The sequence below is a fragment of the Streptomyces sp. NH27 genome (assembly GCF_056859195.1).
This window is the reverse complement of the sequence record NZ_JACEGK010001105.1, coordinates 1-412: the sequence shown is the minus strand read 5'-3', so window position 1 is coordinate 412 and position 412 is coordinate 1. Positions and strand designations below refer to the sequence as shown.

The following is a 412-nucleotide window of genomic DNA, read 5'->3' as shown; positions in this document are numbered from 1 at the left end:
CCCCGGCACCCGCCGCGGGCACAGTCCCGTCGGCACCGGACACCGAGGAGACGGCGTCCGCAATGCACGCCGGGGATCTGACGGCCGCTCTGCACGAGATCACCGAGCACCGCACTCTCCTGGTGCTCACCGGTCCGGACGCCGCGGTCGCGGAGGAGGCACTGGCGGCGTATCCGGCCGCAACCGGCCCAGAGGTGGTGTGGGTCCGGCTACAACCGGGCAGCGGCAAGGACGGAGGCCCCCTGGTCCGCGCCCTGTTCGAGCAACTGGGCCTGGACCGGCACCGGCCGGTGCCCCGCGTTCCGGGCGACGCCGAGGACCTGATCGCCGCCGAACTCCACCGGAGTCCGCGCCTGGTGATCGTCGCCGGTGCCCACCACCTGCGCGCCGCGGCACTGGAGTTGCTGTACCG

General features: G+C 74.0%; 1 protein-coding gene. It reads left to right on the top strand.

Going from position 1 to position 412, the window contains the following annotated elements; all coding sequences use genetic code 11:
* Positions 1 to 62 precede the first annotated feature (62 nt).
* A partial coding sequence (locus AC13HU_RS38250; RefSeq protein ID WP_483046592.1) for a hypothetical protein occupies positions 63 to 412 on the top strand: 350 nt, incomplete at its 3' end.